At 67.9% G+C, this 7370-nt stretch carries 8 protein-coding genes and 2 pseudogenes; 5 read left to right on the top strand and 5 right to left on the bottom strand.

Annotated features, from left to right (window positions below):
* Positions 1-121: 121 nt before the first annotated feature.
* A pseudogene (locus tag GRX66_RS14625) lies at positions 122-937 on the top strand (DNA primase regulatory subunit PriL); the annotation flags it as partial.
* 92 nt (positions 938-1029) lie between these two features.
* On the opposite strand, the gene GRX66_RS14620 reads toward GRX66_RS14625, so the two are convergent.
* Entirely contained in the window at positions 1030-1236 is a 207-nt protein-coding gene (locus tag GRX66_RS14620; protein ID WP_159527218.1) for a DUF7472 family protein, read from the bottom strand.
* Positions 1237-1510: 274 nt separating this feature from the next.
* On the opposite strand from GRX66_RS14620, the gene GRX66_RS14615 reads away from it, so the two are divergent.
* On the top strand, positions 1511-2113 hold the full coding sequence (locus GRX66_RS14615; RefSeq protein WP_201293038.1) for an SWIM zinc finger family protein: 603 nt from the start codon (positions 1511-1513) through the stop codon (positions 2111-2113).
* 25 nt (positions 2114-2138) lie between these two features.
* Here the strand turns inward: GRX66_RS14615 and hjc are convergent, their stop codons facing one another.
* Positions 2139-2636, bottom strand: a complete 498-nt coding sequence (gene hjc / locus GRX66_RS14610) for a Holliday junction resolvase Hjc (protein ID WP_159527217.1) — start codon at positions 2634-2636, stop codon at positions 2139-2141.
* Positions 2637-2744: 108 nt separating this feature from the next.
* Here hjc and GRX66_RS14605 point away from each other — a divergent pair, with 108 nt between their 5' ends.
* The 3 genes from GRX66_RS14605 to GRX66_RS14595 all read left to right on the top strand — a co-directional run bounded on the left by GRX66_RS14605 (position 2745) and on the right by GRX66_RS14595 (position 4377).
* The gene (locus GRX66_RS14605; RefSeq protein WP_159527216.1) at positions 2745-3548 is read left to right on the top strand and encodes a formate/nitrite transporter family protein; all 804 of its coding nucleotides are present in this window, start codon (positions 2745-2747) and stop codon (positions 3546-3548) included.
* 39 nt (positions 3549-3587) lie between these two features.
* Positions 3588-4010, top strand: coding sequence for a dCTP deaminase (locus tag GRX66_RS14600; RefSeq protein ID WP_159527215.1), 423 nt, complete (start codon positions 3588-3590; stop codon positions 4008-4010).
* Between the two features lie 121 nt (positions 4011-4131).
* Positions 4132-4377: a hypothetical protein gene (locus GRX66_RS14595; RefSeq protein WP_159527214.1), complete on the top strand. Its 246-nt coding sequence runs from the start codon at positions 4132-4134 to the stop codon at positions 4375-4377.
* 60 nt (positions 4378-4437) lie between these two features.
* Here GRX66_RS14595 and GRX66_RS14590 read toward each other — a convergent pair whose 3' ends face one another.
* The 3 genes and pseudogenes from GRX66_RS14590 to GRX66_RS14580 form a co-directional block, all read right to left on the bottom strand.
* Positions 4438-5721: an adenosylhomocysteinase gene (locus GRX66_RS14590; RefSeq protein ID WP_159527213.1), complete on the bottom strand. Its 1284-nt coding sequence runs from the start codon at positions 5719-5721 to the stop codon at positions 4438-4440.
* Positions 5722-6078: 357 nt separating this feature from the next.
* Positions 6079-7107, bottom strand: a complete 1029-nt coding sequence (locus GRX66_RS14585; protein WP_159527212.1) for a hypothetical protein — start codon at positions 7105-7107, stop codon at positions 6079-6081.
* A gap of 121 nt (positions 7108-7228) precedes the next feature.
* Positions 7229-7370: pseudogene (locus tag GRX66_RS14580) on the bottom strand (amidohydrolase); the annotation flags it as partial.

The raw sequence follows: 7370 nt of genomic DNA, 5'->3' as shown, positions 1-7370 counted from the left end.
GTTCCTCCGCCAGTCCGCCATCCCCTGGGCGACCCCGGACATTCCGCCCTCGGGGTAGTAGACGCCGAGGTTGAAGTCGACGTGACTCATCAGGTTGTAGAGCGCCGGGGTCGTGTTCGGCGCCCCCTACGACCGGTTCACGACCGACGAGGCCGACGACGCCGAGTTCAAGAGCGTCGGCGACGACGCCAGCGTATCGCGACGCGACCTCCTCGCGGAGTTCGACCTCACGAGCCACGTCCACGCCACGGCGGACGGCTACGACGTCGGCGTCCCGACGTACCTCCTGTTGTCGTCGTCCCTGCGGAGCGACGACTGGCGCCTCGTGAACCGCGCGCTCGACGACGGCCGCGTCCCGGTGAGCGAACCCGAACTGGACACGCTCCTCCAGCAGGCCGTCCGCGAGCGCGTGGCCGAGGGCCTGCCGCTGGACGTGCCCGACGAGATCGCCGACGCGCTCGAAGCGCCCGCGACCGCCGTCCGGGACGTCCTCGCGGACATGGACCTCACGCGGGAGATCGACACCGTCGTCCCCGAGTTGTTCCCGCCGTGCATGCAACACCTCCTCGACCAGGTGCAGCGCGGCGAACACCTCCCTCACCACAGCCGGTTCGCCATCACGTCGTTCCTTGCGAACGTCGGCCTCTCCACCGACGAGATCGTCGACATCTACAAAGTGAACCCGGGGTTCGGCGAGGAGATGACGCGCTACCAGACCGACCACATCCAGGGCGAAACCAGCCCCACGGAGTACACGGCGCCGTCGTGTGCGACGATGAAGGCGTACGGCGACTGCGTCAACCCTGACGACCTCTGTGACGCCATCAACCACCCGCTGTCGTACTACGAGGCGAAACTGGACGACGAGGACGACGAGGACCTCGAGGACTGGCGCGACAGGGAGGAAACGGACGCTGACGCGGACGCAGAAGCGTAGTCGTCGTTCGCGTACCCTCGAAGCCAGAAGCGTCGTCGGCTGTGTCCCGAACGGAGCGGGTTAGTGTCGTATTGATTCCAGGTCGCGGGCGTTCACTCTCCGCCCTGTTTGCCGGACAGCCAGTAGCCGACAACGCCCATCAGTACGATGAACACGACGACGGCGCCGACGACGGCGAACGCCCCCGTCTCCCCGAAGCCCTCGTTCATCGTGCCGGCGGCCACGAGGATGGCGATGAAGACGAGAGTAGACAGGATTGCGATACCCGCTTCGAGGCGGGCGTCGAGCCCTTCAGACATACTGCGGGCTTTCGCCGGCCCGGGCAAAAGCGCTTCGAAGCCGTCGTCTGTCGCCGCGCTCGATCAGGTCCCCCCGGCAGCGCCGGGAGCGAGGACGAGCCAGCATCTCGATGCGCGCGTGGCGTCTCCGTCGAGCGCCGGTGTCCGAGCAGTGGCACCCGTCATCGAAAATCGCGGCAGGGAACGGCTCCGGGGTCCGTACTAGGAGGTCGTTCACTCGGTTACGTTCCTCGATTTTGCGGGGTTTAGGCGGCTGGAACGCCTCTCTTCGGGTATGCGTCCCGCCACGGAACCGGGCCGGTCGACCGACGACCGGAGCCGCCGCGCCCGCCGCGAGCAGATGCTGGTGGCGGCGGTCGGCGACGGCACCTACGAGGTGTGGTCGCCGTCCGGCCACGTCTACGACGTCGACCCCGAGGCCGGTCGGTGCACGTGCCCGGATCACCGCTTCCGGGGCGTCCGCTGCAAGCATCTGCGCCGCGTCGCCATCGAAATCACGCTCGGTGAGGTCCCCGCGCCCGGCGAGCGCGAGGCGGCGTGTGCCGCCTGCGGCGAGTCGTCGTTCGCGGACCGCGACAGCGACGACCCCGTCTACTGCGAGCACTGCACGCTCGACCCCGGCGAAACGGTCGTCGACCGCGAAACCGGCGACCTCGTGGTCGTCGTGGAGTCCACCGGGGAGCGCGCGAACGACGTCCGCATCCCGGAACGCGGCTGGGCCGTCGCCGACCACCACTCGAACCGCGACTACGACCGCGAGGACCTCGTCGTGGACGTGCTCTACCCGCTGGACCGTGGCGCGTCCCCGGACGACATCTCGCCGCGGGACCTGCGCCGGTACTCCTTCCCGCGCGGCCGCCTCCGACGCCGGGACTGACCGCGCACAGGGAGCCGAACCCGCCTCACTCCAGCATCGACGCGGCTTCTTCGGGCGTGAGTACGCCCTGCTCGACGGCGACCAGGACGTCCCGGACGTCGGTGTCGGTGGCCGACTCGTCGTCGCCCGATGCCTGCAGGTCGTCGAACGTCTCGCCGTCCTCGACGGCGGTCTCTTTCTTCACGCGGTAGTTCCCGCCGTCGGTCTGGTAGACGTCCGCGGGGTGGAAGAAGTACCAGTCCTCGCGGTCGAACCGCACCCCAATCTTGGGTTTCGCGCCGAAGTTCTGGCTGAAGTAGACGAGCGCCTCGACCTCCTCGCCCGTGAGGTAGATGGGGTCGCCGGCGCTGGACTTCGCCTCCACGGCGTAGAACGCGTTCCCGTCGCCCGCGAGCACGTCCGGGAGTTCGCGCTCCGTCGCGGACCCGCTGGCTGGCGCGCGCATCACCGCGAACCCGCGCTCGTCGAACTCGTTGACGAGCTGGCGTTCCCGCCGATTTCCCTTCGCGTTGGAGTTAGACATGAGAGACCTCAGACTCCGTCATGCGTCACCGTACGCAGTCGGGGGATAGGAGTTTTGCGCAACCGAACGGGGAGAACTTTTGCGTGGGTCCCCGACGAAGCCACTCCCATGAGCGACGCTTCCGGGGCCCCGACGGCCGACGAGCAGGCCTCGCCCACCGGGATTCTCAGCCAACAGCTCCAGGAAGGCCTGAACGAACTGGAACGCCCGAGCGGGGGGCTCGCCCTCTCCGGGGTCTCGGCGGGCCTGGACATCGGGTTCGGACCGCTGCTGATGGCGGTGCTGGTCTCGCTGGCGGCCGGCGAGTGGAGCGAACCGGTGCTCGAACTCGCGCTCGCGAACGCGTACGCGGTCGGGTTCCTGTTCGTCGTCATCGGCCGCTCGGAGCTGTTCACCGAGCACACGACGCTCGCGGTGCTTCCGGTGCTCGACGGCCTGGCCGGCGTCCGTTCGCTCGCACGACTCTGGGGCGTCGTGTTCGGCGCGAACGTCGTCGGCGGTACGGTCTTCGCGGGCCTTGCGGTGCTCGTCGCACCCGAGTACGGCATCGCCGACGCCTCGGCGTTCGAAGCGGTCGCCACGCCGCTGGTCGCGCACAGCGCCGTCCCGCTGTTCGCCGGGGCCGTGCTGGCCGGCTGGCTCATGGGCCTCATGTCGTGGCTGGTCGCCGCCGCTCAGGAGACGATCAGCCGCGCGTTCTTCGTGTGGCTGGTCGCCGCGACCATCGGCATCGCTCACCTCCCGCACTGCATCGCCGGCAACGTCGAAGTGCTGCTCGGCGTGTTCTCCGGCGTCGTCTCGCCCGCCGAGTACGCCCGATTCCTCGCGTTCGCGACCGCCGGCAACCTCCTCGGCGGCGTCGTCTTCGTCTCCCTGCTCAAGTATAGCCACGTCGTCCGCGGCGGGGACTAGCCGCCAGTCGTTTTTGCGGTGCCGCCGTACGTCCACGCCATGACCGGACGCGACCTCGTCGACCGCGTCGACGGCATCGTCCACGAGGACACCCAGGTCCACGAGTACGGCCTCGACCTGACTGTCGCGGACGTCTCCGAGGTCGAGAATCCGGGCCGCGTGGACTTCGGCGGCGGCGAACTCGAGACCGCCGACCTGCGGCCGGTCGCCACGTCACCCAGGAACCCCGACGACGACTACGAGTGGTGGACGCTCGACGCCGGCACGTACCTCGTCGCGTACAACGAATCGCTGACCCCGGGCGCGCCGCTGCGCGTCCAGACCCGCCGCGAACTCCGCGAACGCGGCGCCTACCACCCCTCGGTCGCCACCACCGAACTCGGCCCGATGCCGCTCACCGTCGCCGAGGGCGGCGTGAAACTCAAGGAGAACGCCAGAATCTCGACGCTGCTGGAGCGGTGACAGCGAGTCAGAGGCGGGGGTGGGGAACGCAGCGTCCGGGGTCCACTCGCGAAAAAACTGCGACGGAGGTTGGACGTCCCACGGCGGACAGCTACTTGCCATCACGACGAGTACGTCTCTCATGACGGACTCGCTCACAGCCCTCTCTCAACGGACCGAAGCGTTCTGGATCGGTTTGACGCTGATACTTCTGGGAGCGCTCACTCCCGAAACAGTCTCCCCCGGTGGCATCGGACTCTCGAGGGCGCTGATTGTTCTCGGCGGGGGACTTCTCCTCGTTCGGGTCCTCGTCGCCGTCGGTCGATTCCTCAAAACGACGGCCGAAGCGGGGCTAGCTGGCTATCGTGAGGGCAAAAACAACGGCTGACGGGCCGTCTCGAGTACGCGATATCGACGTCGACCGTCGCCCCAGCGCAGACAGTGCGTTTCAGGTGCCGTGCCGCCAGCTGCTCATGTACTCTTCTTGTGCTTCGCTGAGGGTGTCGAGTTCGACGTCCTCGGCGTCGAGTTTGATTTCGGCGAGTTTGCGGTCGAGGTGGTCGGGGACGTCGTGGACGCCGGGGCCGTACTCGTCGGTGTTCTGGACGAGCTCGCGGATGGAGACGGCCTGCACGCCAAAGGACTGGTCCATGACTTCGACGGGGTGGCCCAGGCTGACGGGGGTCGCGAGGTTGACGAGGCGGCCCTCGGCGAGGACGTTGATGCGTTTGCCGGAGGGGAGTTCGTACTCGCGGACGCCGTCCCGGACCTCGCGTTCGCTGTCGGCGAGGTCGCTGAGGGCTTCGAGGTCGATCTCGATGTCGAAGTGACCGGCGTTGGCGAGGACGACGCCGTCCTGCATCTGCTCGAAGTGCTCTTCGACGATGACATCGCGGTTGCCCGTGGTGGTGATGAAGACGTCACCGACCTGGGCGGCCTCGTGCATGGACGTGACTTCGTAGCCCTCCATGTGGGCTTCGAGGGCGCGCCGCGGGTCGACTTCGGTGACGATGACGTTGGCGTTCTGGCCGCTGGCCTTCTTCGCGACGCCCTTCCCGCACTGGCCGTAGCCCGCGACGACGACGTCCTTGCCGGCCCACGAGAGGTTCGTGGTCATGGCGATGGACGCAAGCGAGGACTCGCCGGTGCCGTGGACGTTGTCGAACAGGCGCTTCATCGGCGTGTCGTTGACGGCGATGACGGGGTACTCGAGGGCGTCGTCGTCGGCCATCGCGCGGAGGCGGTGGACGCCCGTGGTTGTCTCCTCGGTGCCGCCGACGATGGTCTCGATGAGCTCGGGGTGGTGTTCGTGCACACGGAACACGAGGTCGCCGCCGTCGTCGACGGTGACGGTGGGGTCGTGGTCCAGGACGGCGTCGATGGCCTCGTAGTACGCTTCGTCGCCGACGCCGTGTTTGGCGTAGCTCGTGATGTCGGGGTGGGCGTCGAGCGCGGCGGAGACGTCGTCGTGGGTCGACAGCGGGTTGCAGCCGGTGATGGCGACTTCGGCGCCGGCGGCCGCCATGGTCTCGACGAGCGCGGCGGTCTTCGCTTCGACGTGCAGCGCCATCCCGACGGTCTCGCCCGCGAGCGGCTGGTCCGCCTCGAAGTCCGCGCGCAGGGACGCCAGAATCGGCATGTGTTCGAACGCCCAGTCGATTTTCTTCCGGCCGGACTCCCGAGCGGACCCGACTTCACCGAGTTGCTCGCTGATCGGCGACGCAGTGGTCATACGGTACGGGACGGCGACTGGATTCAAAACCCTACCGAAGCCGAAAGCAGCGCTCCCGTCGTAGCTGAACGTAGAAAACCCGGCAGGCGCGAAGACGACGCCGTGGCCGCGACGACATCCGATGGCGGGCCGCCGTCGTCCGTGGGTGGGGCCTGTACGCCTGCCGGCTGCGGGACGCGGTCGGGGGGAGTAGATTGCGTCTCGGCGTTCGCGAACGGCTTCTGTACGGGCTGCCGCTACCACCACGTTGGTGTGCAGGTCCTCGACCTGCGAGTGATACGTAGGCCGGGTAAAGGAAAAAGGCGCTGGCCGAAAATTGACGTATCCGGTTACGGACCGTTCGGGTCGGTCCGGGGGTTACGGCAGTCCGCTCATGGCGTCCGCGTTGCCGTTCCCGTTGCCATTGCCGTTCGAACTACCGTTGCTGTTACCGTTGTTTCCGTTGCCGTTGTCGTCGTCACCGTCATCGCTTGCGTTGCCGCTGGCGCCGTCGCCGTTGCCGTCGTTACCGTCAGCGTCGTTGCCGTCGTTGCCGTCGGCGCCGTTACCGTTGTTGCCGTCGGCGCCGTCGCCGTTGCCGCGCTCGTCGTCCTCGTCATCGTCGTCCGGCGGTCCGGGGTCGACGTGGTCCGGGCGGTTGTCCGCGCCGGGGTTGTTCGAGACGACGAACGTCGCGACCTGCTGACCGCTCATGTTGCCGTCCGTCCGGAGCTGGTCGACGAACGAGGAGACGCGCTCCCCGAACGAGAGGGTGCCCTCGGAGTCGTTGGCCGCCACGGTCAACGTCGTGGTCGTGGACGCCGTCTCGTTGTTCGCGTCCGCGACGACCTCGACAGTGACGTTCTCCTCGGGCGCGGACAACCCGACCGTGCCGTTCTCGTCGGTCGTGTGGTCGCCCTCGTCGACGTACGATGAGTTGTTCAGTGCTTCGACGGTGACTGTCGCGTTCGCGACGCCGGCGCCGCTCCCGTTCGTGACGGCCACCGTGCCGGTGCCGTCCTCGGCCTGCGTGACGTCGACTGCCAGGTCGCTGCTGTCGTCAGTCGGCGCGACGAGGTCCAGGGTCGTCTCCGCCGTGGTGTCGTTCACGGACGTCGTCACCGTCACGGAGACGTTCTCCTCGGGCGCGGCCAACTCGACCGTGCCGTTCTGGTCGGTCGTGTGGTCGCCCTCGTCGACGTACGAGGAGTTGTTCAGTGCTTCGACGGTGACTGTCGCGTTCGTCACCGTGGTGTTGTTCTCGGTCACCGTCACCGTGACGGTGCCGTCCGCCGCTTGGTCGCCTGTCACGCTCACGCTGCCCGCAGCCACCGCCCCACCCGGGACGACTGCGATGACCGCAAGTGCGAGCGCGGCGACCAGTAGTGTGTGCCTCTGGTGCCGCATGCACCTCACGTGTTGCGGGAGTAGACGAATAAGGGTAGTGCCACCTATCAATCATCCGTCTGCTTAGGCGGGTCCGCTACGAGCTGTCTGTCGGTAGGCACCTCATACTGTTGGGGGCCTGTCACTCGGCGCGCTCGACGAGGGCGGCGGCGCGGGACGCTGCGGTCGACCGGACCGCGTCCTCGTCCAGCGTCGTCACCTCGCCGTCCCGCAGCAGGACCTCGCCGTCGCAGACGGTGTGCGTGACGTCGGCGCCGGTCGCG

The sequence above is a fragment of the Halobacterium bonnevillei genome (assembly GCF_009831555.1).
Classification (GTDB): domain Archaea; phylum Halobacteriota; class Halobacteria; order Halobacteriales; family Halobacteriaceae; genus Halobacterium; species Halobacterium bonnevillei.
The sequence above is the reverse complement of the archived record's forward strand: the minus strand, read 5'-3'. Positions and strand labels throughout refer to the sequence as shown.